This is a genomic window from Streptomyces sp. NPDC088246 (assembly GCF_044741025.1).
Classification (GTDB): domain Bacteria; phylum Actinomycetota; class Actinomycetes; order Streptomycetales; family Streptomycetaceae; genus Streptomyces.
In genome coordinates this window covers 17,441-40,046 of record NZ_JBIURV010000045.1, presented here as the reverse complement: position 1 = coordinate 40,046, position 22,606 = coordinate 17,441, and the positions used below count along the sequence as shown (strand labels likewise).

Annotated in this window: 14 protein-coding genes and 2 pseudogenes; 5 read left to right on the top strand and 11 right to left on the bottom strand. The window is 71.5% G+C overall.

Annotated features, from left to right (window positions below; genetic code table 11):
* On the bottom strand, positions 1-561 hold the full coding sequence (locus ACIPEK_RS37270) for an NUDIX domain-containing protein (RefSeq protein WP_402005714.1): 561 nt from the start codon (positions 559-561) through the stop codon (positions 1-3).
* 69 nt (positions 562-630) lie between these two features.
* Between ACIPEK_RS37270 and ACIPEK_RS37265 the strand changes: the two genes are divergently transcribed.
* From ACIPEK_RS37265 to ACIPEK_RS37250, 4 genes are all read left to right on the top strand, one after another.
* On the top strand, positions 631-1,437 hold the full coding sequence (locus ACIPEK_RS37265; protein WP_402005700.1) for a M15 family metallopeptidase: 807 nt from the start codon (positions 631-633) through the stop codon (positions 1,435-1,437).
* A 116-nt stretch (positions 1,438-1,553) separates the two neighbouring features.
* On the top strand, positions 1,554-1,901 hold the full coding sequence (locus tag ACIPEK_RS37260) for an Mpo1-like protein (RefSeq protein ID WP_402005697.1): 348 nt from the start codon (positions 1,554-1,556) through the stop codon (positions 1,899-1,901).
* Between the two features lie 49 nt (positions 1,902-1,950).
* Positions 1,951-2,448 carry a Zn-ribbon domain-containing OB-fold protein gene (locus tag ACIPEK_RS37255; protein WP_402005694.1) on the top strand — a complete coding sequence of 166 codons (498 nt, stop codon included), beginning with the start codon at positions 1,951-1,953 and terminating at the stop codon, positions 2,446-2,448.
* Entirely contained in the window at positions 2,445-3,635 is a 1,191-nt protein-coding gene (locus tag ACIPEK_RS37250; RefSeq protein WP_402005692.1) for a lipid-transfer protein, read from the top strand. The genes ACIPEK_RS37255 and ACIPEK_RS37250 overlap by 4 nt, the downstream gene beginning before the upstream one ends.
* 192 nt (positions 3,636-3,827) lie before the next feature.
* Here the strand turns inward: ACIPEK_RS37250 and ACIPEK_RS37245 are convergent, their stop codons facing one another.
* From ACIPEK_RS37245 to ACIPEK_RS37230, 4 genes are read right to left on the bottom strand one after another with little or no spacing between them, the layout of a single operon-like run.
* Positions 3,828-4,433, bottom strand: a complete 606-nt coding sequence (locus tag ACIPEK_RS37245; protein ID WP_402005689.1) for a GTP-binding protein — start codon at positions 4,431-4,433, stop codon at positions 3,828-3,830.
* Positions 4,414-4,836 (bottom strand): DUF742 domain-containing protein, encoded by a 423-nt coding sequence (locus ACIPEK_RS37240; protein ID WP_327276368.1) that lies wholly within the window; start codon positions 4,834-4,836, stop codon positions 4,414-4,416. The genes ACIPEK_RS37245 and ACIPEK_RS37240 overlap by 20 nt, the downstream gene beginning before the upstream one ends.
* Before the next feature lie 9 nt (positions 4,837-4,845).
* Complete coding sequence (locus ACIPEK_RS37235) at positions 4,846-5,289, bottom strand: roadblock/LC7 domain-containing protein (protein ID WP_383079484.1); 444 nt, start codon at positions 5,287-5,289, stop codon at positions 4,846-4,848.
* Positions 5,286-8,186, bottom strand: coding sequence for a nitrate- and nitrite sensing domain-containing protein (locus ACIPEK_RS37230; protein WP_402005686.1), 2,901 nt, complete (start codon positions 8,184-8,186; stop codon positions 5,286-5,288). Before ACIPEK_RS37230 ends, ACIPEK_RS37235 begins: the two co-directional genes overlap by 4 nt.
* A 402-nt stretch (positions 8,187-8,588) precedes the next feature.
* Here ACIPEK_RS37230 and ACIPEK_RS37225 point away from each other — a divergent pair, with 402 nt between their 5' ends.
* Complete coding sequence (locus ACIPEK_RS37225) at positions 8,589-9,071, top strand: hypothetical protein (RefSeq protein ID WP_402005683.1); 483 nt, start codon at positions 8,589-8,591, stop codon at positions 9,069-9,071.
* A 294-nt stretch (positions 9,072-9,365) separates the two neighbouring features.
* Here ACIPEK_RS37225 and ACIPEK_RS37220 read toward each other — a convergent pair whose 3' ends face one another.
* The 6 genes and pseudogenes from ACIPEK_RS37220 to ACIPEK_RS37195 form a co-directional block, all read right to left on the bottom strand.
* Positions 9,366-14,177 carry a hypothetical protein gene (locus ACIPEK_RS37220; RefSeq protein WP_402005680.1) on the bottom strand — a complete coding sequence of 1,604 codons (4,812 nt, stop codon included), beginning with the start codon at positions 14,175-14,177 and terminating at the stop codon, positions 9,366-9,368.
* A 59-nt stretch (positions 14,178-14,236) separates the two neighbouring features.
* Entirely contained in the window at positions 14,237-15,169 is a 933-nt protein-coding gene (locus ACIPEK_RS37215) for a hypothetical protein (RefSeq protein WP_402005677.1), read from the bottom strand.
* A 184-nt stretch (positions 15,170-15,353) separates the two neighbouring features.
* Complete coding sequence (locus tag ACIPEK_RS37210) at positions 15,354-16,880, bottom strand: hypothetical protein (protein WP_383079489.1); 1,527 nt, start codon at positions 16,878-16,880, stop codon at positions 15,354-15,356.
* Between the two features lie 73 nt (positions 16,881-16,953).
* The gene (locus ACIPEK_RS37205; RefSeq protein ID WP_402005674.1) at positions 16,954-20,610 is read right to left on the bottom strand and encodes a hydantoinase B/oxoprolinase family protein; all 3,657 of its coding nucleotides are present in this window, start codon (positions 20,608-20,610) and stop codon (positions 16,954-16,956) included.
* A pseudogene (locus tag ACIPEK_RS37200) lies at positions 20,607-21,596 on the bottom strand (SGNH/GDSL hydrolase family protein). The gene ACIPEK_RS37205 and the pseudogene ACIPEK_RS37200 overlap by 4 nt, the downstream one beginning before the upstream one ends.
* Positions 21,593-22,302 (bottom strand): annotated as a pseudogene (locus ACIPEK_RS37195) (glycosyltransferase); the annotation flags it as partial. The pseudogenes ACIPEK_RS37195 and ACIPEK_RS37200, both read right to left, overlap by 4 nt.
* Positions 22,303-22,606: the final 304 nt, after the last annotated feature.

The following is a 22,606-nucleotide window of genomic DNA, read 5'->3' as shown; positions in this document are numbered from 1 at the left end:
TCACGGTGTGCGGAGGGGCCGTCGGGCAGGTGAGTGGTAGCCGCCTTCGAACCACGTGCGGGCGGCCCGGGTGTGCAGGGGGAAGGCGAGCTCTGTGGGTGTGCGGAGCAGCTGGAAGCCGGAGGTCTCGTCGGTCGGGCCGGAGGGCGGGAGGCCGGTCGCGGGGCGTTCCGGAAGCAGGCCGAAGAGGAGCAGGTGGCCGTCCGGGGCGCTGAGGGCATCGGCGAGGCGGACGTCCTGTTCGTCGGCCTCGATGCCGGTCTCCTCGCGGAGTTCACGTACGACTGCGTGCTTCCAGTCCTCGTCGTGGTCGATGAAGCCGCCGGGAAGGGCGAGACCGCCGCGGTGGGGCGGGATGGTGCGGGTGATGACGACGAGTCCGGTGCCGTCCCGGTCGGTGACGGGGAGCAGGGCCACGGCGACCGGCAGCGGGTTGCGGTAGGCGGTGTCCCCGCAGACGGTGCAGGTGCGGGGCCAGGCCTTGGGGGACACCGAAACGACGTACGGCGCTCCGCAGGCACCGCAGTGGGAGTCCTTGACCGGCTTGTCGGGGTTGCTCATGGGCGCAGACACGCGCGGACTGTATCCGATCGCCTGCCGGCCTCCCCCACACTGTTGAATTATGTGCTCATGACAGTTCTCGCTTCCGCTTTCCGTATCCTGGCAGCCGCTGCCGCCACCCTGCTCGCCGTCACCGCCGCCGCCCCCGTGGCGCAGGCGAAGCCCGAGCCGAAGGCCCCCGAGGAGTTCGTCGCGCTGCGTTCGGTGGATCCGACGATCATCCAGGAGATGCGCTACCCCACCGCACACAACTTCATGGGCGTTCCGGTGGACGGCTACCGCCAGCCGCTCTGCATCCTGACCCGGCCGGCGGCCCGTGCCCTGCACCACGCACAGACCCGGCTGCTGAAGCAGGGCTACTCGCTGAAGGTGTACGACTGCTACCGGCCGCAGCGGGCGGTCGACCACTTCGTACGGTGGGCGAAGGACCTCGACGACGAGACCATGAAGGGCGAGTTCTACCCCCGGGTCGACAAGACGCGACTGTTCGCCGACGGTTACATCGCGGAGAAGTCCGGGCACAGCCGCGGCAGCACGGTGGACCTGACGCTGGTGAAACTGCCCGCCGCACCGACCGGACCGTACCTGCCGGGCCAGAAGCCGGTGCCCTGTTATGCGCCCGAGGCCGACCGCTTCCCGGACAATTCCGTGGACATGGGCACGGGATTCGACTGCTTCGACACGCTCTCGCACACCGATGACCCGCGCGTCCAGGGAACTCAGCGTGCCAATCGGCAGTTCCTCAAGAAGACACTCAACGACGCCGGGTTTGTGAATCTGGCCGAGGAATGGTGGCACTACACCTTCAAGCCCGAGCTGTTCCCGGACACCTACTTCGACTTCCCGGTGGCCAGGAGGTCCGTCGCGGGACACTGACGGGAGAGCGGAGAAAGGGCGGCCGGGACCACCCCCGTGGGTTCCGGCCGCCCGTTCTTCTTCTCGGACGTGGATCGGCCGTTTCCGGTTGCCGCTCAAGCCATTACGGTGCCCGTATGTCACAACAGACGTTCGATTCATACGAAGAGTTCTGGCCCTACTACGTCGCGATGCACTCCAGGGCCGCCACCCGCTGGGTCCATCTGACGGGCACCCTCACCGGTCTCGCGGTCACCGCGTACGGCCTGGCACGGGGGCGCAAGAGGTACGTGGCCGCCCTGCCGCTGATCGGGTACGGGACCGCCTGGCCCGCGCATTTCCTGATCGAGAAGAACAATCCGGCCACCTTTGGGCATCCCGCCTGGTCACTGCGCGGCGATGTACAGATGATCCGGATGATGCTGGCGGGCCGCGACGGGGAGCTGGCAGAGACCGCCGCCAAGTGGCTCGCCGACAACCGCTGACCGTGGCACACTTCTGACGTCTCGTCAGATCTCGTGCTGGGGAGGGGTTTTGCCACAGACGCGCACACCAGTGGTGGCCGGATGGTTCACCGGGGACAGCACCGACCGCGAATTCCGGCTGCTGGGCACCCGCTGCTCCGCCTGCTCGTCGGTCTTCTTCCCGCGTCAGGACGTCTTCTGCCGCAATCCGCGGTGCGCGGGCGGTGAGCTGGCCGAAGTGCCGCTCTCCCGGCGCGGCACGGTCTGGTCGTACACGGACGGCCGCTACCGGCCGCCTGCCCCCTACCTCTCCGACCCCGACGTGCCCTGGGAGCCGTACACGCTGGTGGCCGTCGAGCTGGCGGCCGAGCGCATGGTGATCCTTGGCCAGGCTGCGCCGGGGGTGGGCGTCGCGGATCTGGCGGTCGGGATGACCGTCGAGGTGGTGCCGGGCGTGCTGAGCGGGGGCGCCGCCGCCGGGACCGATTCGGCCCCGGTGTGGACGACCTGGCACTGGCGGCCGGTACCGTCCGAGGGCACCGGCGGGGCCCGGGGCGGTGCGGCATGACCGAAGAGGTGGCCGTCCTCGGCGCCGGGATGCATCCGTGGGGCAAGTGGGGGCGCAGCTTCGTCGAGTACGGCACGGTGGCGGCCCGGACGGCGCTCGGTGACGCGGGGATCGACTGGCGGGACGTGCAGTCGGTGGTCGGCGCGGACACCGTGCGCGGCGGCTACCCGGGCTATGTGGCCGGTGCGACATTCGCGCAGGCACTCGGCTGGCAGGGGGCGAGGGTCGCCAGCGTGTACGCGGCGTGTGCGTCGGGTGCCCAGGCGATCAACACCGCCAGGGCGCAGATCCTCGCCGGCCTGGCGGAGGTGGTGCTCGTGGTGGGTGCGGACGCCGCGCCCAAGGGGTTCTTCGCCCCGGCGGGCGGCGAGCGGCCGGACGACCCCGACTGGCTGCGCTTCCGGGTGCTCGGCGCGACGAACCCCGCGTACTTCGCGCTGTACGCCCGCCGACGCATGGCCGTACACGGAGACACCCCAAAAGACTTCGCACTGGTCAAGGTGAAGAACGCGGCGGCCGGCGCGCTGAACCCCAACGCCCGCTACCGCGCGCCCGTGACCGCCGAGCAGGTCGCCGCCTCCGCCGTGGTCGCCGATCCGCTGCGGCTGCTGGACATCTGCGCGACGTCCGACGGCGCGGCGGCACTCGTGCTGTCCGGCATGGAGTTCGCCCGGCGTCACGGGGCCGCGGATCCGGTCCGTATCCGCGCCGTCTCCACCGTGACGCCGACCTACCCGAAGGCCGTACTCGACCTTCCGGACATCGCGACCGATTCGGCAGTCGCCATGGAGCCGGCCGCGGAGAGCTTCCGCGCCTCGATCGCCCGGGCGGCGTACGAGGAGGCGGGCGTCGGACCCGAGGATCTGTCCCTGGCCGAGGTGTACGACCTGTCGACCGCTCTTGAGCTGGAGTGGTACGAGGACATCGGACTGTGCAGTGCGGGTGAGGGCGCCAAGCTCGTACGTGAGGGGGCGACGGCGCTCGGTGGCCGTATCCCGGTCAATCCGAGCGGCGGGCTCGCCTCCTTCGGGGAGGCCGTGCCCGCGCAGGCCATCGCCCAGGTCTGCGAGCTGACCTGGCAGCTGCGCGGCGCTGCGGGCCGACGGCAGGTTCCGGGCGCGCGGGTAGGGATCACTGCGAATCAAGGGCTGTTCGGCCATGGTTCCGCAGTCATCGCGGTCCGCTGAGCGCTTCCCGGCCACTTTGCAGTGCGCGACGGTCCGTACCGCACCTGTGGTGAACAGCACTTGGTGTCAACAGCCTTGACGGCCCATCACACAAGGAGAAAAATCCTTGCCCAGTCAGGCAACAACGCGCGGCCCGTACCCCGGTCGGCGGGGGTGCGGGCCGCGTTCCCGGCCCTGTGCCGGCCGATGGGCCTACGTCGTTGCGGGCTCGCGGGGACGCTCAGCGCGGGCCACTGCGTGCTCGACGACCGCCACCAGTACGTCCCGTGCGGAGGAGCGGTCACGTGCGTCGCACATGAGCACCGGCACCTCCGGGTCGAGGTCCAGCGCCGCCTGCACCGTCTCGGTGGGGAACTTGCCGGCTCCCTCGAAACAGTTGACGGCGACGGCGAACGGAATCGCTCGGCGCTCGAAGTAGTCGACCGCCGCGAAGCAGTCCTCCAGCCGCCGGGTGTCCGCGAGCACGACCGCTCCCAGCGCGCCCTGGGCGAGTTCGTCCCACAGGAACCAGAAACGGTCCTGCCCCGGGGTGCCGAAGAGGTACAGCACCAGGTCCTCGCGGAGTGTGATCCGGCCGAAGTCCATGGCCACGGTCGTGGTGGTCTTCGCCTCCACGCCCGCCAGGTCGTCCACCGGGCGGCCCGCCTCGCTGAGTCTCTCCTCCGTACGCAGCGGCCTGATCTCGCTGACCGCGCCGACCAGAGTCGTCTTGCCCACTCCGAAGCCACCCGCCACCAGGATTTTCAGGGTAACGGGCTCAACGGGCCGCCTGTTGCGGCTAGAGCGCCCGAAGGCCATTGATCACCTCGCGAAGAATGTTCACGTCCGGCAGCTCGGCCGGCGGAACGGGACGGGTTACGTGCACCAGCTCGTCCTCGACGAGATCACCGACCAGCACCCGGACCACCCCGACGGGGAGATCCAGGCCGGCCGCGAGCTCGGCGATCGACTGGGGCATGCCACTGCAGAGTTCGACGATCTCCACATGTTCCGGGGAGAGCGTCTGGTCCCGGCCGGGATCGTCGGCCGCAGGTTCCGGGACGACGATCGCGATCAGGTCGAGCCGATGACGGGAGGCGCTGCTGGTACGGCCCCGGGTCATCGCGTACGGACGGACCACAGGGCCCGCTTCGGCGTCGTACCAGCGCGATGCCTGCGGGTCCGTGGGCGTTGCCGGAGATCTGGAGGAGTCAGCACTCATGCCGTCCAGTCACCCCCCGGCGGTCAGACCGGTCGTCCGGGGGGCGTTGGCCAGGTGGGCGCCGACGCGCTTGACCATCAGCGTCATCTCGTACGCCACCTGGCCGACGTCGGAGTCGGCGTCGGCCAGCACGGCGAGAGCGCTGCCGTCACCGGCCGCTGTGACGAAGAGGAACGCCTCGTCGAGTTCGACGACGGTCTGGCGGACCCGGCCCGCGTCGAAGTGGCGTCCCACGCCCTTGGCGAGGCTGTGGAACCCGGAGGCGACGGCCGCCAGATGTTCGCTGTCCTCGCGGGTCAGGTCCTTGGATGTGCCGGTGGCGAGGCCGTCGCTGGAGAGCACCAGCGCCTTGTGGATGCTGGCGACGCGGTCGACGAGTTCGTCGAGCAGCCAGTTGAGCTGGCCTGAGCCCTGGCGTGCGGCGTTGGGTGCTGCGGCGTTCGGTGCGGTCATCGACCGTCCCCTCCCGGAGTGGTTCCTTGTGCTGTTTCACCGGGACCGGTCACGTCCTCGGCGTTCTGCCCACGGCCGCGCTGCCAGCCGCGTTGGAGCGAAGCCATGCGGCTGCGTACCTCGTCCGCATCGCGCTCGAAGTCCTGAGACGGTTCCGTTACGGCCGGCTCCGCATCGCGGCCGCCGGAGACGTCGCGAAGCTGCGGGGCGAGGCTGGCCTGCCGGATGCGCCGGGGCAGACCACCCACGGTCTCCCGGGCCGCGCTCGGCGCTGTCACAGGCGCGGGCTCAGGAGGTGTGGCCGGCCCGGCGGGTTTCCGGAAGCCGGTGGGCTGCCGGGGTCCGGTGGGGTGCCGCGGCTCGGTGGGTCTGCCGGTGTCGACGGCGGAGGGCCACGGGACGACGCCCGACGGCCTGATCCCGGCGTCGGTGGAGGCACTGCCGGTTTCGGCCGGCCCGGGTGAGGAGTCGGGCTCGGCGGTTGTGGGGTGGGTGCGGCCCGCCTCGTCGACCCGGCGTCCGTTGTCGGCGACCAGGGTCGGCGGTTTGCGGCGGGGCAGCGGCACCGGGCCGCCGGGGCGCATCGCCCGTACATCGGCCGCGGACTCCCCTGCCTGGTCGGAAGCCTGCTCGTGCTGTTCGCGGTCGCCCTCGCGCCGGGGGTCGCGGGCACGGAAGATGCCGCCGCGTTCACTCTCGGTGTCGTCGATGTCGCAAGCACCGCCCAGCAGAGGGTCGATCAGCGGATCGAGTACGGGGTCGTTCTCGAAGCCCAGCGGTCCGACGGGTCCCTCCAGCTCGACGGGCCCGTCCAGGAGGGCCGGGTCCACGAGGCCGGTGGGGACGGGGGCGAGGCCGGAGGGCCTGCCGGCGGCGCGGCGGTCCGGCACGCCGTCCCTGCGGCCCTTGTCGCTGCGCGGTCCTTGGCCGGCTGCCCTTCCGCCACTGCCGATCGCCTTCTCGGACCGGCGGTCGAGGCGGAAGCCGGTGCCGTGCGTCTCCGGGGCGTCGGTGAGCAGCGCCGCCGGGATGAAGACGACGGCGGTCGTGCCACCGTACGGAGAAGTCTGCAGCGAGACACGGACGTTCTGCCGCTGCGCGAGGCGGCTGACCACGAAGAGACCGAGCCGGTCGGTGTCGGAGAGTTCGAACTCAGGGGTCTCGGCGAGTCTCAGGTTGGCGTCGAGGAGGACGTCGGGAGCCATGCCGAGACCGCGGTCGTGGATTTCGAGCGTGAAGCCGTTGGAGACGCGTTCGCCGTGCACCTGGACCCCGGTGTGCGGCGGCGAGAACACGGTGGCGTTCTCCAGGAGTTCGGCGATCAGATGGGTGAGGTCGGCGACGGCGGGGCCGCCGACACCGATGCGGGGCAGTCGGCGGACCTCGATCCGCTCGTAGTCCTCGACCTCGGCGACCGCTGCCCGTACCACGTCCATCAGCTGGATCGGCTTGCGCCACTGACGGGACGGTGCGGCACCGGAGAGGATCACCAGGCCCTCGGCATGGCGCCGCATACGGGTGGTCAGGTGGTCGAGGCGGAAGAGGTCCGCGAGTTCATCGGTGTTCTCGGTGCGGCGCTCCATGGTGTCAAGGAGCGTCAACTGCCGGTGCAACAGGACCTGGTTGCGGCGGGCGAGATTGACGAAGACCTCGGAGACCCCGCGGCGCATGTCCGCCTGCTTGACCGCGGCTTCGACGGCGGCCCGTTGCAGGGTGTTGAGTGCCTGGCCGACCTGGCCGATCTCGTCCCGTTCGTACTGGAGGTGCGGTGCCTCGGTCTCGACATCGACCTGTTCACCCGCGGCAAGCCGGCGCATCACGCTCGGCAGCCGTACGCCGGAGACCTCATGGGCGTCCTTGCGGAGCCGGGAGAGGTCACGGATGAGCTCGCGGCCGATGCGTACGGAGACGAACACCGAGGCGAGCAGGGCGAGGAATCCGAGGACACCCGCGACCCCGGCCTTGATCAGGACGCTGTAGCCGGCGGGCTTGCCGCGGTCCTGGAAACGGTTGTTCATCTCGGTGGAGTCGTTGGCCAGCCGGTCCAGGACCGGCGGGGCCACCTCCTGCCAGCGCTCGGCGTCGACCGCTCGCGGGTCCTGGGTGGGGCCGCTGCTGATGAGGGTGTTCTCCGCGGTCCTCAGCGCTTCGCTGTCCGGGCTCGCCCAGTACTGCTCCACGCGTCGGCGCTCCGACGAGGGCAGCATCTCGCCATTTATCTCGTAGAGCAGCTTGCGATTGGCGACGAGGTCGGAGATCTGGCGCAGTTCGGAAGCGGTCAGCCGTCCGGCGATGAGTGACGAGGCGACCAGAGCGTCTTCGCGGGAGAGCATTTCGCGGGCTCGCGAGATGCCCACGAGTGCGCGGACCTGCTTGTCCATCGACACGTTCTCCATCGTGCGGAGGCCGGTCAGAAAGCGGTAGCAGGGGTCTATGAGACGGTCGTAGAACTCCATCGCCTTGAGGCGGTCGATGGTGCGTTTGCCGACCGCATCGCGGAGTGCGCCAAGGCCCTCGACCGTGCCGAGGACCGCGTTCAGCTGTGATTCGTCCTCGGGCCGCAGTGCATCGCGGATGCCCTTCTGCCGTGCGCTGTCCCTGACGTCCGCCACGACACGGTCGGTGGCTGCTCGTTGGCGCTCCAGCAGGGGCAGAGCGTTGGAGGCCCTGGGGTCGGCAAGGAAGACAAGGGTCTGACGGCGCTCGTCCTGAATGGCACGGACTGTGCCCTCCAGAGGATGACCGACCTTCTCCACGATGGTGCTCGCACTCATCAGATGGCCGGCCTCGCGCCCCGTCAGGAAAGTGGCGAAACCCCAGAGTCCGGTGAGGGAGACGAGCGGCACCAGCAGCAACGCCACGATCTTCCTGCGGATGGACTTCCCGCGAAAGCGCATGGCCTCCTCCAGCCCGGCCCCACGGGGCGGTGGTCGTGTTCCGTCAATAAACGGCGCGAGCCTACTACCGACAGAGAGACAACCCGAAGGGATGTCCGGACGATTTTCAGCCGCACTCCATGGCGTTGATCATGAGTTTTCCAGGTATTCCGGGCAATGAAATTCGCGAAAGCGGCAGAAGAGACCTGTCAGAGCATCACACTGTTCGGCAGGGCAGTTGGCTGGAATTCTTCGTTCGGTGACGGGTCGAGGGAATCTTCACAGCTGGTCACTCGTCTCTCTGTACGGGTCAGGGGGAACACGGGAAGCGCTCAGGGCAGGACGGTCCGGTCCGCTCGCGTAGAAACAGCACATGCCGGGCAGCAACCCTGAGGTTGGACACTGGTGGGGAGTTGAGAGTCCTTGGATACAAAAGAGCGTCGGAGTCCGGTGTCGTCGGCACCGGCGGCGACGGCGGTCTCGGCGGCGACCGGCGGGGCGAAGATCCCGTGCCAGCAGCACCGGCAGCTCTGGGTGGAAGAGCCTGCGACGCGGCGGCGGATGCCGGACCCGGTCCGCAGGGCTGCCGTGCGTGCCGTGCTCATCATGTCGCTGACGATCATCCAGGCCATGGTGGCGTTCCTGTGCACGCTGGCGGGGTCCTGGCTTGCCTTTCCGATGGTGCTGAGCAGTGTGGGCAGCACGGTGGTTACGACCTGGTCGGTGCTGGATGTCTGGGTCACCCGGCAGGTCTGGAATCAGCGCAACGGCGTGGTGTCCGTACCGAGCAGTTCGGCGCGGCAGTTGCGCCGTGAGCGGCGCAGAGCCCGGCGGGCGGCGCGGACCGCGCAGCGGGACGACGCGCGGATACGCCGCAGGGGCGCGGGCAGCCTCTCGCAGGCCTGAGCGCCGCCCGACCTGTCCCATGGGTCGAGCCGGGCTCTCTCGCGGCTTGCGGCCGCGCCGGTTCCTTACTCGTCGTTCCTGCTCGCCGTCCTTGGACCGACCGGCACATGGGGGGTGGGAGAAGGAGCGGGGCTGGGTGCGTGCAGCTGCAAGGCGGAGGAGGGAAGCAACGCGAAGGGGGTTTCCCCCATGCCTTAGGGCCCTCCAGGGCTATGGGGGAGTTGTCGACCGACGACAACGCCGCAGGTGTGCGTGCCCAGCCCCGCGACGCCGCCCCCCATGTGCCGGTCGGTCTTACTTGTCGGACGGGCCCTGAGCGGGAACCCGGGCGGTGTCGGGCGGCGTCGTGGCGCGCTTGAACATGCGGGTGGCGGTGATCTCGCCGTGCACCGTCTCGCCGTTCGGGTCCTGCTGCGGCAGCCCGGGGCGAAGGTGCTCCTCCACGCTGATGTACTTCAGCCCGGCCCGCAGGTCCGCGTCATTGCGCAGTCGGATGACCAGCGGGAATTCGGCGAGCGCCGTGGTGTCGAAGAGTCCGGTCGTGTAGAGCAGTTGTACGCCGAGGGCGTCCGACACCGCTCGCTGGAGCTCCAGCAGATAGGTGGCGTTGGCCCGGCCGATGGGGTTGTCCAGGAACAGCGTGCCCGCGTGCCGGTGCTCATGCCGGTCGCGGCCCCGGTCGTTGCTGCGCAGTGCGGCCATCGTGCAGTAGAGGGCGATGGCGGCAGTGAGCAGCTGACCGCCGGAGAAGACGTCCCCCATCTGTCCGACCGGGACGCGTTCGGCACGGAGTACCGCGTCCGGCTTGAGGATCTCCACGGCGATGCCCTTGGGCTCCAGCGCCGCCTGCACACCGCGCAGCAGAAGGGACATGCCGTCCCTTCGCAGATCGGAGTTCTTCTTCAGGGCGGCGCGGGTGGCCTCGTCGACGACCTCGCCGAGACGCTCGGTGAGCGTCGCCTGATCGGGTTCCTCGAAGCGGATCCGGAGGAACTCCTGGCCTGACCACTCCCCCAGTCCTTCGGGGAGCTGGGAGAGCCGCTGGGCGGAGCGCAGGGTGGTGAGCGCGGACTCCACGAGGCCGCGAAGCCGATCGACGATGGAGTCGCGGTTACGCTCCAACTGGGCCAGCTCGTCGGTGAGGACACGGAGCCGGGGTGCGAAGGCGGCGGCCCACTTCTCGGCGTGCTCGGGCAGTGCCGCGGCCGGCAGTTCGCGGATCTGCTGGCGGGCGGGGGTGCGGACCTGTTCGTAGCGGGTGGAGTTGGCGTGCCGTACGAGGACGTCGCTCGCTTCCCGTACGGCGCCCTCCGCGGCGGACAGGTCGGCGGCGCAGCCGCGCAGTGAACGGCGGGCCTCTGCGGCGGACTGCCGGGCCTCGTCGAGGCTGCCCGGGTACGGCTCGGGGGCCTCGGTGTCGTCGTCCGCGCCGTGGTCCCTGAGGAGGTCGCGCAGAAGTGCCGCGGTCTCGTCGAAGCCGCCTGCGGAGTCCTCGGCGGTGCGGTGGGCGTGCAGCAGCTCGGCGTGGGCGGCGCGGGCGGTGTCCAGGGTTGCGGTGGCGGAGGCCAGTTCGGCCGTGGCGGTCCGCAGGAGGGCCTGGGCCTGCTCGGCGTCGGCGGGGACCAGCTCGTCGGGGAGTTCGGTGTGATGGGTCTCGCCGTCGACCGGGGCCAGGCGCTCGGCCTCTCCCCGCAGCCGGCCCAGCTGCTCGCTCGCGGCGGAGGCCCTGGTTTCCAGGAGCTGCACCAGGGATTCGGCGCGGGCGGCGGCCGCCTGCCTGGAGGGGCCGTCGGCGCCGTCGGTGCCTTCGAGAAGCTGGGCGGCCCGGGTGCGGACCTTGTTGGTGAGCCGGTCCAGCTCGGCAAGGGCGGCACTCTCGTCGCTCTCCGCGCGGGCCTGTTCGGCGCGCAGGTCGGCGCCGACGCCCACCTTCTCGTACAGCTGGGATGCGGCTCGGTAGGCCTCCCGCAGCGCGGGAAGCGCGGGGCGTGGGGTGTCGCCCCCGGGCTCCGGGAGGTGCTCGGGGGCACCTGCGATCTCGGCACGTTCGGCGCGCAGGGCGCGGGCGGTGCGGCGGGCGTCGTCGGCGGCGCGCTGAGCGGCCCTGCGGTCTTCGTCGGCTGCGCGGGCCCGCTCCAGGCAGACGGTGGCTCGGGCCTCGGATTCGGCTGCTTCGTCGATCAGTTCGCGCAGTTTCGTCCGCCAGCCCGCGCGTTCGCGGAGTCGGTGAGCAAGGCCCGCGAGGGCGTCGGCGGCGCGGCGGGCGCGCTGGGCGGCCTCCTGGCGTTCGTCGCGGACGCGGGCGGTGTCCGCGGCGGCCTCGTCGCCCTCGGCGCGCACGGTACGGGCTTCGGCGAGTGCGGCCTCCGCCGCCTCGGCGGCCGAACGGGCGGTGCGGGCTGCTTCGGCGAGCTCGGAGAGCATGCCGGGCGGGCAGTCGGCGCGCCAGGAGCCGATGCGGGCAGCCAGAGAGCGGTCGGCGGTGAGGCGGGCCGCGAGGGTGCGGATGTCCTCGTCGCGGGCGGCGGCCCTGCTCCTGAGAGCCTGCCGCTCCTCGTCGGCCGCGTGTTCGTCGTGCATCGCCGGGTTCGGCGGAACGAGGAACACCCCTTCCGTGCTCGCGGCCGAGCCCGTGCCGGTGGCCGGGACGGGGGCGAGCAGTGCGGCGGCGGTGCCTACAGCGACGGCGGAGCGCGGCAGAAGGGCGGCGCCGCTCAGGACCTCGCGTGCGCGGGCATGCGAGTCGGGGTCGGTGATGACCACGCCGTCGACAAGTTCGGGACGGGCGGCGAGTACGGCCGCGTGGTCGGCGGGGTCGACGGCCTGGGCGAGGTATCGCCAGCCGGGAAGGGCGGGGATACCGTGCTCGCCGAGGTATTCGACGGTGGCCAGGACATCTGGGCCGGGCGGCAGCAGTCCGCCGTCGCCGAGTGCGCCGAGGATGCGGGAGTCGTCGGCGGCCGCGGTGCGCAGCTCGAAGAGGCGGCGCTCGGCGGAGGCGATGCCCTGGTCGAGCAGCTCGCGCAGTTCGTCGGCGCTGCGGTCCAGCTCCTGGGCGGTGAGCGGCTGTTCGTGTGCGGCGGGCTGTTCGGCAGTGACGGTGTACGCGGCGTGGGCGGCCAGGTCCGGCCGGCCCGTCCGGCCTTCCTGACCCGCCTGTGCCTGGTGCCGGTCCTGGGGGTCCTGACTGTGCGGGGCGTCCGGGCCCGTCTCCGCCCCGGCCGCTCCGCGGCGGGGCCGGGGCACGCCTGTGCCGTGCGTGGCGGGCAGGCCCAGCAGGTCGGCCAGACGGTGGTCGGCGGCGATCGACTCGGCGGCCCTGAGCTCGGCCTCGTACGACTGATCCGCGGCCAGTGCGGCATCTGCGGCGCGCGCCGCGGCGAGTTCGGCACGGCTCTCGGCGGCTGCGGCTTCCCTGGCCAGGTCGGCCGCCGAGCGGGCGGCCTCCCTGGCGGTGTCCCATGCGGCGACCGCGGACTGCTCGGCGTCGCTCGCGGCGAGCGCGGCGCGCGCCGGGTCGGCGTCCGGCGCGGTGTTGTCGAGCCAGCCGGCCCTTACCGCCTCTGCTGTCTCCTGCTCGACCTCGGCAAGGCGCTGGCGCAGATGTCCGGACTCGCTGCGGGCGCGCTGGGCCTCGGTGGCTGCCGTGGTGGCATCGCGGTGGGCGGTCTCGCCCGCCGTCTGGAGGGTGTCGGAGCGCTCCTCCTCCTCGTTGGCCAGGGTCTCGCCGGCCTCCGCCGCGGTGTGCAGGGCCCGTACGAGATCGGCGGCGGCCTCGGCGCGGGCGGCGAGCGCAGGCGCGGCGTCGCGCTCCGCCTCGCGGATGGCCACGGCTACGCGTGCGGAGCGGTCGGCGGCGGCGCGGTGTCGCAGTACGGCCTCGGCCGCCTGCCAGGCGGAGTGCAGGGTGCGGGCGTCGATCAGTTCGCGGCGCTGGGCGGCAGCGCCCTTCTCCGCCGCGGTCAGGGCCAGGGAGGCGTGCCGGTAGGCCAGTTCGGCCGCGATCAGGGCGCTGCGGCTGCGGGCCTCCTCGGCGGTGGTGACGGTGTGCGCGGCGCCCGTCACCTGTTGGGCGAGCTCGGCGGTCCGGCCGCGCTCCTGGTCGGCGCGGGAGGAGAGCCTGCGGGCGAGCATACGGGTGCGGCGCTCGGCGCCCGCGTGGATGTCCCGGGTGCGGGACCGGGTGCCAGCGGCCTCGACGATCCGGCCGAGCAGATCGACCGAGCCCGCGGTGAAGTCGCGCTCCGCGGTCAGCTCGGCTCGGCGGCCAAGCTTGTTGCCGAAGCCGCTCACCAGGTCGGCGAGCCCGTCCGTGTCACGGGTGTCCGTGACGGCGCGGAGGAGGAGGTCAGTGAAGTCGGAGTCCTTCTTGACTGCGAAGAGGCCGGCCGCCTCGCCCTCGTCGGCGTTCATCTCGCGCTGGTAGCGGAAGAGTTCGGGATCGAGACCGAGGTCACCGAGGTGCTCGTTCCAGCGGTCGTGGATCTCTTCCCAGTGCACATCGAGGTGCTGGTAGAACTTGCCCGCCTCGGTCAGGGCGTCGCGGAAGCCCTTCATCGTGCGCCGCCGGCCCTGCGCGCCGGAGACACCTTCGACGGGGCGGTGCACGGAAGTGGCCTCGGCGACCGGCAGGGAGTCCAGGCTGAGACCGGGTCCGGGGCGGAAGGAGTACCAGGCCTCGGCGAACTTCCGCGGGTCGTTGGAGACCTGACGTCCACGCCACTCGCTGACCTTGCCGACGACGACGCACTCGCCGGTGAGGGTGTGCTGCCACTCCAGCGCGACGTGCCCGCAGTCGTCGGCGAGCAGGAACTTGCGCAGTACGCCGGAGCTGGCGCCGCCGAGGGTGTTGCGGTGGCCGGGCAGCATCACCGAGAAGATCAGCTTCAGCAGCACCGACTTGCCGCCGCCGTTCTCCAGGAAGAGCACACCGGCAGGGGCGGGGCGGCGCGGCGGGCCGACCGGCTCCTCCTCGAAGAACTCCGCCTGTGCCGGGGCGGGGTTGGGCACGGGATCGCCCACTCCACGCAGGTCAAGCACGGTGTCGGCATAGCGCGCACCGGCAGGCCCGATGGAGTAGAGGCGGACCCGGGACAGCTCGTACATGGCGGCGGACTCTCGTCGTTCAGACAGCGGGGGGAGACGGCGGTGGTGGGGCGGGCCGGTCAGGCGTGGAAGGGCAGACCGGCGTCGGCGACCAGCTCCAGGTCGTCGGGGTCGGGCGGCGGCAGCAGTGTTGCCGTTCCGTCGGTCACCGGTACGACTCCGAGTTCCAGCAGTTCGGCCATGGCGGCGTTACCGGCCATGTCGCGGACCTGGAGTTGGTAGCGGGCGGTGGTACGGAAGGCGCCTCCGGCGTCGTCGCCGGTGCGCTGGAGGAAGCCGGAGTCGGTGAGGAAGGCGACGGCCTTGCCGACGATGCCGGTGGTGGAGCCGGCCAGCCTTCGGGCGTCCTTCGTGGCTCCGGTGGAGCTGCGCCGGGCATAGATCCGCCAGGCCGCCTCCAGTCCGGGGGCGTCGGTGGCCGGGTCGGTGTTGTCGCCGTGCTCCTCGGCGCGCTCCTCCAGGCGGTGGCACGCCTGGCGTACGAACGAGTCGACGCCGTTGACGGTGATCCGGCCGATGTACGCGTCGTCGGCGAGGTCCTCGGGGCGGGGGAAGGCCATCGCGGCGACGGCGAGGTGCGCAAGCCCGTGCAGGAAGCGGTCGGCGGAGTCGGACGAGGCGCGGCGGGCGTAGTCGCCCATGCGGACGGCGAAGACCGAGTCCTCACCGGCGGTCACGGCCATGCCGGCGCGGGTGGACACTTCCAGGACGACCAGGCCGAGTCCGGTCGCCACTGCGTCGGCGAGCCGGGCGAAAGCGGGCTCCTCCCGGTAGCGGCGGAGCAGTCCGGCGTATTCGGCGTCGCGTGCGGGCAGCAGTTTGGGCTGCAGCCCGAAGGCGACGAGCCGGGCGGCGTCGGCCGCGTCAGCCGGGGTGACGGGTGCGGTGGCGGCTGTGGGCCCTGCCGGGTCGGCGGGCGTCTGGCTCTCGGTCGCGTACGCGGCGGTCGGCTCGCTCCACGCGTCGGCGTGCTGTGCGCGGTGGTCGCTCACGACTGTCGCTCCTCGATGCGGAATCTCTTCGGTACGGGGTGGAGTGCGCCGGTTCTCGCGGCATCCGTCCTGGGCGGCGCGGTCCTGCCCGCGCACACCGCGTGGGCGGGGGCAGGCCGACGACGTGCCTGGCCGACGTGCGCCCGCCGGGTCGGCGAGGCATGTGCCTCACGGGGCGCGCCGCTCATGACGCCTCGGAGCGGTCCGCGGCCATTCCCGCCGCGTCCAGCAGGGCCGTACCCACTATCAGGTCCGCACCGCCGAACTCCGGGTCGTCGAGCTGTGTCCCGTCGTCGACGGAGAACAACAGGTGCTGCTCGCCCTGCCGGTAGGCGGTGCCGACCGGCGGACTCGCGGCGTGCACCGCGAGCAGAGCGACCAGATAGGGCAGTTCGGGATCGCGGCGCCGGGCCTCCGCGAGGAGTCCGGAGAGCCGGCGCGGGGCATCGTGCTCCAGGTCGAGGAGTTCCATGGCGCTCACGAGCTGCTCCTCGCTGAACCTGCTGTCGTCCGGGGTGGCGATCAGATCGGGTTCGGGCATTTCGGCGCCCAGGTGTTCCCGCTCCAGGGGCGGGGTGAGCAGCATGTCGACGAGGTCGCCCACCCGTACCGAGGTCGGGGTGCGCAGCCCGGTGCCGTGGGCGAAGAACGCGTCCGTGACGCGGATGGCCTGTTCGACGGGGAGCGGCAGCAGCGGGGCGACCAGCTGACCGTAGAGATCGAGGCCTGTGCGGGTCGTGGGGGTGGCGAACGCCTGCCGGTCCTGTTCGGCGCGGAAGAGCGGTCCGGCTTCCAGCAGGCGGGACTGCAACTGGGTGTGGCGGCGGATGCAGTCCTTGACGATGTCGACGAGCTCGGCGGCGCGCCGCTTGTGCTCGGGCTCCTCGGCCTCGTCACGCGCCTTGCGGATATTGGTGAGGATCGCGTTCTCGTGGCGGTAGCGGTCGGCGACGTGATCAAGCGCTTCGGCGATCATGTCGGGTACCGCGTTGAGCCAGTCGACGGCCCGGACGTTGCGCCGGGTGGCCTCCAGCGTCTTGCGGAGGGTCTCCGCGTACTGCACGGTGCGGTAGCGGGCCTGCTCGGCGGCGAGTTGCGCGTCCGCCAGGCGGCCCCGGCTGATGAGGACCTCCAGCTTCACCTCGGCGGCGATCTGGGCGCTGGTGACGTCCGTGTCGAGGGCGCCGACCAGAACGTTGACCGCCTCGTCGGTGGCCCGGAGATAGACGGTGCCGCCATATCCCGGGACCTCTTCGATCAGCTTGAAGTCGTAATCTCGGCGGACATACACCCCATCGGGGCCGAAAGTGCCGTACACCGCACGGAATCCGCGGTCGACGCTGCCGACATTGATCAGGTTCTCCAGCACCCAGCGGGCGACCCGCTCGTGCTCGGCGGCCGGGCGGCGCGGGGCCTGGGCGGCGACGCGGGGAAGCAGCCTGGTCACTATCTGATCGTGGTCGGCACCCGTGTCGAAGTCCATGTTGAGGGTGACGAGGTCGATCGCGGCGAGCGCGACCTCGGCCATCGCATAGACGGTGTACTCGCCGGCCAGATTCGCCTTGCGCACATCGAGGTCGTGCAGCGGCGCCGTGCAGGCGAGCGCGCGCAGCCGTCGCGAGAGCCCCTCGTCGGCGGCCGGGCCCGGGGCAGGCCGCGGCCCCGCGCTGAGCTGGGGCGCAGCGTTGTCCGTGTAGGCAGGCGAAGTCACGCTGCACAGATTAGGTCCTCACACTGACAACGGTCGAAACGGCGCAGAAGCGACCCCTTGCCCGGAGCCGGCTTCACAGCTGTTCCCCGGCGCGTTCCGGGCGGTCGTTCCGGCCCTGCTCCGGGGCTCCGTAGCCCCCGCCGCCCGGTGTGCGGAGCACGAGTACGTCCCCCCGCTCCAGCTCGGCCGTGTCGCAGCCGCGCAGTGGTGTGACCGCCCCGCCGTCGGAGCGCTCGATGTGCTGCTCACCCAGCGCGCCGGGTTCACCGCCCGCCATGCCGTACGGCCGGACCCGGCGGTGGCCGGAGAGCAGCGCCAGGGTCACGGGTTCGAGGAAGCGGATTCTCCGCTCCACACCGCAGCCACCGTGCCAACGCCCCGTACCCCCGCTGCCGTCCCGTACCCGGAAGCTCTCCAGCAGCACGGGGTAGCGCCATTCGAGGACTTCGGGGTCGGTGAGGCGGGAGTTGGTCATATGGGTCTGCACGGCGTCGGCGCCGTCGAAGCCGTCGCCCGCGCCCGAGCCGCTCGCCACGGTCTCGTAGTACTGGACCCGTTCGTTGCCGAAGGTGAGGTTGTTCATGGTGCCCGAACCCTCGGCCTGGATGCCGAGCGCCGCGTACAGAGCACCGGTGACGGCCTGGGACGTCTCCACGTTTCCCGCGACGGTGGCCGCCGGATGGACGGGGGACAGCATGGAGCCCTCCGGAATTCTGACCTCCAGGGGCTTGAGGCAGCCACTGTTGAGCGGGATGTCGTCCGCGACCAGGGTCCGGAAGACGTACAGGACAGCCGCCATCACCACGGATTTCGGCGCGTTGAAGTTACCCGGCTGCTGCGGTGAGGTGCCGGTGAAGTCGACGACTGCGCTGCGGGTGGCCTTGTCCACGGTGAGGGCGACCTCGATGACCGCGCCGTTGTCGGTCTCGTAGCGGTAGGCGCCGTCGTGCAGTTCGGCAATGATCCGGCGGACGGACTCCTCGGCATTGTCCTGTACGTGCCCCATGTACGCGGCTACGGCCTCGGGCCCGAACTGTTCGACCATGCGCCGGAGTTCGGCGATCCCCTTCTCATTGGCGGCGATCTGGGCGCGCAGATCGGCGAGGTTGGTGTCCGGGTCGCGGGAGGGGTACGCGGCGGTGGTGAGCAGCTCGCGCGTCTCGGCCTCGCGGAGTCTGCCGTCCCGTACCAGCAGCCAGTTGTCGAACAGCACTCCTTCCTCGTGGATGGTGCGGCTGAAGGCGGGCATGGAGCCGGGGGTGATGCCGCCGATCTCGGCGTGGTGTCCACGTGAGGCCACAAGGAAGCGCAGCTCCGGCTTCTCACCACCGGTCTCGTCGAACACGGGTGTCACAACGGTCACATCGGGCAGATGCGTGCCCCCGTGGTACGGATCGTTGATGGCGTATACATCGCCCGGCCGCATCACGCCACTGTTGCGCCTCAGCACCTCCTTGATCGACTCCCCCATCGAACCGAGGTGCACGGGAATGTGCGGAGCATTGGCGATCAGATTGCCGTCCGCGTCGAACAGGGCGCAGGAGAAGTCGAGCCGCTCCTTGATGTTGACGGAGTGCGCCGTGTTCTCCAGGCGCACCCCCATCTGCTCGGCGATCGACATGAAGAGGTTGTTGAAGACCTCCAGCATGACGGGGTCGACCCGGGTACCGACGGCCGTGCGGTCCGGGCGCGGGCGGACCCGGGTGAGCAGCAGATGGCCGGTGCCGGCGAGAGCGGCCTGCCAGCCCGGGTCGACGACAGTGGTGGCATCCGCCTCGGCGATCACGGCGGGGCCTGCCACGGTGTCCCCGGGACGCAGTTCCTCGCGACGGTGGAGCGGGGTGTCCTGCCATCGGCCGTCGGCGAACATCCTCACGGTGTCGTGCGGTTGAGGTTCCGCGCTCTCATGGGGTGTCCGGGCGGCCGGGTGCGGTTCGTGCTGTCCCGCCGTTCCGATCGCCTCGACCGACACGGCCTCGAGGACCAGGGGTTTGTCCATGGTGAACGCGTAGCGTGCGCGGTGCTGTGCGGTGAACGCCTCGGCCATGGCGGGTGCGCTGTCCAGGCCGACGGGCAGGCTCGAGTCCGTACCGGCGTACCGCAGGAGCACGCGCGCACGCGTGCTGATCGCGCTGTCGGGGATGGCGTCGGCGCGCAGTTCGGCGCGGGTGCGGGCGGCGAGATCGTCACAGAGTTCGCCCACCGCGGTCCGGGTCGCCTCGTTCAGTTCCGCCTCGACGGACTGTTCGCGCATCGCGGTGGCGTCGGCGAGACCGATGCCGTACGCGGAGAGCACACCGGCCAGGGGCGGCACGAGGACCGTGTCGATGCCCAGGGCGTCGGCAACAGCGCAGACGTGCTGGCCTCCGGCGCCGCCGAAGCCGGTCAGGGCGTAGCGGGTGATGTCGTGTCCGCGCTGCACGGAGATCTTCTTGACCGCGTTCGCCATGTTCAGCACGGCGATCTCCAGGAACCCGGCGGCGACCTCGGCCGCCGTGCGCCGCGTTCCGGTGGCGCGCGCCACGTCCTCGGCGAGTGTGTCGAAGCGTTCGCGGACGAGCTCCGCGTCGAGTGGAAGGTCGCCGTCCGGTCCGAAGACGGCCGGGAAGTGCGCGGACTGGACCCGGCCGAGCATCACATTGGCGTCGGTGACGGTCAGCGGCCCGCCGCGGCGGTAGCAGGCCGGGCCGGGAATCGCGCCCGCCGAGTCGGGGCCGACGCGGTAGCGGTGGCCGTCGAAGTGCAGGACGGAGCCGCCGCCGGCGGCGACGGTGTGGATGTTCATCATGGGGGCGCGCATCCGCACGCCGGCCACCTGAGTGCCCAGTTCGCGCTCGAACTCGCCTGCGTAGTGCGACACATCGGTGGAGGTGCCGCCCATGTCGAAGCCGATGACCCGGTCGAATCCGGCCTGTCCGGACGTACGGGCCATACCGACCACGCCACCCGCGGGGCCGGAGAGCACCGCGTCCTTGCCCCGGAAGTGGGAGGCTTCGCGCAGCCCGCCGTTGGACTGCATGAACATCAGCCGGATGCCGTCGAGTTCGCGGGCGATCTCGTCGACGTACCGGCGCAGGATCGGCGAAAGATAGGCGTCGACGACGGTGGTGTCGCCGCGTGGTACGAGCTTGATCAGCGGGCTCACCTCGTGCGAGCAGCTCACCTGGGTGAAGCCTGCCTCGCGGGCTGCGGCGGCCACGACGCTCTCGTGTCCGGGGTGGCGGTAGCCGTGCATCAGGACGACCGCCGCGCTGCGCAGTCCGTCGGCCCGGGCCGCCATCAGCCGCTCGGCCACCGCATCCCGGTCGAGCGGTGTGACGACCCGGCCGTGGGCATCGATCCGCTCGGGGACCTCGATCACCCGCTCGTACACGGCCTCGGGCAGCAGGATGCGGCGGTCGAAGAGTCTCGGCCGGTTCTGGTACGCGATGCGCAGCGCGTCGCGAAAGCCTTCCGTGATGACGAGGACGGTCGGCTCACCGCGCCGCTCCAGCAGTGCGTTGGTGGCGACCGTCGTGCCGATCTTCACCGTGCCGACCCGGTCGGCGGGGACCGGGTCGGTGGGGCCGAGGCCCAGCAGCCCCCGGATTCCGGCCACGGCGGCGTCGCGGTAGCGGTCGGGGTCGTGGGAGAGGAGCTTGCGGGTGACCAGGTGTCCGTCGGGATCCCGGCCCACGACATCGGTGAACGTCCCGCCACGGTCGATCCAGAAATCCCAGCGTCCGGTCATCCCTCCATACTGACCCGTGGCACGGACAACGGCCCGGACGGCACGGCCTGTTCCCCGGCAGCCGGCGCACCGGCCGGCTGTACGGCGGCCAGCGCGCTCCGCAGCGCCGCCTCGGCCCGCCGGTCCAGGCGTCCGCCGGTGCCGCACACCCCATGCCGTATCTCCGCTCCGGCCAGGCACAGCAGCTGAGGCAGCAGATCGGCGCTTCTGCGGGCCGGCCAGCCCGTGCCGGCGGTGGCCAGCCAGAGCCATGTGTCGGCACGGCTCGGGGAAAGGCTGCTGGGGTTCGAGCCCCGGCCTGGTGCCGTGTGCCAGGCCTGGTGCCGTGTGCCAGGCCTCGGGCGGCCAGCAGATCGTGGAATCCGGCCGCGACCTTCCGATGACCGTGTTCGGCCGGGTGGAGCCGGTCGGCACTCCACAGGGAGCGGTCGCAGACCCAGGCCCGGTCGGCCATGTGCAGATGAACGGCGTCGTGGCGTTCGGACAGTGCGTGCACGACGGTGTTCACCGCGGCCTGGCGCCGGGCGAGCGGCCTGCCCAGGGGCGCGGGGAGCCCGAGCACGGCGCCGGGGTCGGGCGGACAGGCGGTCAGGAGTACGGCTCCGCTCTCCGTCAGGAGCGCGCAGACCTCGTCGAGACGCCGCGCGAGGAGCCGGATGCCGAACGTGCGGCGCAGGGTGTCGTTGACGCCGGCGACAACGGACGCGAGGTGGGGCCGGAAGGCGGCCGCCGTCGCGGCCTGCAGGTCCAGGACGTCACCGGACTGCGCACCGCTGACGGCGAAGTTCCGGAATTCCACGCCCCGCCGGCCGTTCCGCGAGCCCTTCGGCGAGCAGTGCGGCCCAGCCCCGTCGGCCACCGGGGACGGGGTCGTCGGCGCCTTCGGTGAACGAGTCCCCGAGCGCGGCGAACCGCACCGTGGAGAAGCTCGGCGCAGTGGAAGCGCGCGGTCCCGGGGTGCCTGACGGCACCGACGCCCCGTTCATGTCCGTACCCCCGGAATCCCTCCCCGGTCCGGCACTTCGTGCGCGGCCAGGAACGCGGCCACCGAGCGGTCCCAGCCGAAGAGTTCGGCCCGTTGCCTCGCCTCGGCGCGACGCCTGCGGGCGCCCGAGCAGCTCCCGTACCGCGGCGGCGAACGCCTCACCCGTGTCCGCGGCGGCCACTCCGGCACCGCCGATCACCTCCGGCAGCGCGGAACTCGCGCTCGCCACCACCGGGGTGCCGCAGGCCAGTGCCTCCAGGGCCGACAGGCCGAACGTCTCGGCGAGTCCGGGCGCCAGGCAGATGTCGGCCGCCGCTGCAGATCCGCCAGGGTCTCCCGGTCCCGCACATGGCCCAGGAATTCGACCGCAGCCGCTGCGCCCGAGCTCTGCTCTCCAGGCCCGCACGCAGTGGCCCGTCGCCCGCGACGACCAGCGCCGCGCGCACCCCCCGGCGCCGCAGCTCGGCAATCGTCTCCAGGGCCCGGCCGGGGCGTTTCTCGACCGAGAGCCGCGAGCACAGCAGAAGCAGCACGTCCCGGCCGTGCAGGTGCCGGGCGCGCAGCACCGTGCTGCGCCGGTGGGGGCGACAGCGCCGCAGGTCCACGCCGAGCGGGGCGCGCACCACATTGCGGGCGCCGATGCGCAGGAACTCGCGCTCCGCCCATCGCGTGGTGCACACGATCCGCGTGTACGCGTGGGCGCTGCGCGGTGAGGGCGGCCGTCAGCCGCCGGCTCGGAAGTGCCACCCGGACCTGGGGATAGCCGGGCAGGGGAAGTGAGGGGACCCGCACCACGGGGCACGGTGCGTCGGCTTCGAAGGCGTCGGAGTGGTCCGAACGGGATGTGGTCGTCGGGCCGGCCGTGGCCGGGGCGACGACGAGCGGGTCGTAGCCGCGGCCGGCGAGATGCCGGGCCGTCTGCAGGGTGCAGTGGGCCACGCCGTTGATATCGGGCGGGAAGGATTCGGTGACGATGACGACACGCGTACCCGTGTTGTCGCCACGCCGGAC

Coding starts and splice junctions, on each gene's coding strand:
- ACIPEK_RS37220 (WP_402005680.1), bottom strand. CDS start 14,177: ATGTACGAGCTGTCCCGGGTCCGCCTCTACTCCATCGGGCCTGCCGGT.
- ACIPEK_RS37235 (WP_383079484.1), bottom strand. CDS start 5,289: ATGACCGCACCGAACGCCGCAGCACCCAACGCCGCACGCCAGGGCTCA.
- ACIPEK_RS37245 (WP_402005689.1), bottom strand. CDS start 4,433: ATGGCCTTCGGGCGCTCTAGCCGCAACAGGCGGCCCGTTGAGCCCGTT.
- ACIPEK_RS37205 (WP_402005674.1), bottom strand. CDS start 20,610: ATGACCGGACGCTGGGATTTCTGGATCGACCGTGGCGGGACGTTCACC.
- ACIPEK_RS37270 (WP_402005714.1), bottom strand. CDS start 561: ATGAGCAACCCCGACAAGCCGGTCAAGGACTCCCACTGCGGTGCCTGC.
- ACIPEK_RS37250 (WP_402005692.1), top strand. CDS start 2,445: ATGACCGAAGAGGTGGCCGTCCTCGGCGCCGGGATGCATCCGTGGGGC.
- ACIPEK_RS37265 (WP_402005700.1), top strand. CDS start 631: ATGACAGTTCTCGCTTCCGCTTTCCGTATCCTGGCAGCCGCTGCCGCC.
- ACIPEK_RS37240 (WP_327276368.1), bottom strand. CDS start 4,836: ATGAGTGCTGACTCCTCCAGATCTCCGGCAACGCCCACGGACCCGCAG.
- ACIPEK_RS37230 (WP_402005686.1), bottom strand. CDS start 8,186: ATGCGCTTTCGCGGGAAGTCCATCCGCAGGAAGATCGTGGCGTTGCTG.
- ACIPEK_RS37260 (WP_402005697.1), top strand. CDS start 1,554: ATGTCACAACAGACGTTCGATTCATACGAAGAGTTCTGGCCCTACTAC.